Origin of the sequence: Spirulina sp. CCY15215 (genome assembly GCF_016888125.1) — a bacterium.
Classification (GTDB): Bacteria; Cyanobacteriota; Cyanobacteriia; order Cyanobacteriales; family Spirulinaceae; genus CCY15215.
The window spans coordinates 1-241 of sequence record NZ_JACSWA010000351.1 but is presented as its reverse complement, the minus strand read 5'-3'; the positions used below and the strand labels follow the sequence as shown (position 1 = coordinate 241).

The window sequence follows — 241 nt, the reverse complement described above, 5'->3', positions numbered from 1 at the left end:
AAGCCTAAATCTAAAGGTGGTAGCAATCGAGTCAGCAATTTAACTCTGGCTTGTCGTCCTTGCAATCAAAGTAAAGGAAACCAAGAAATTGAACAGTTTCTATCGGGTAAGCCAGATATTCTCAAACGGATTATCGGACAAGCCAAGAAACCGCTAAAGAAGGACGATCCCCCCCTGCCCCCCCTTGGGAAGGGGGGAGGTAGTGCAGCAGTCAATTCTACCCGTTGGAAATTATATGATG

1 protein-coding gene is annotated in these 241 nt (G+C 46.1%); it reads left to right on the top strand.

Going from position 1 to position 241, the window contains the following annotated elements; translation table 11 throughout:
* Positions 1 to 241: HNH endonuclease (locus JUI58_RS08480; RefSeq protein ID WP_204103331.1), on the top strand; the 241-nt coding region annotated here is incomplete at both ends.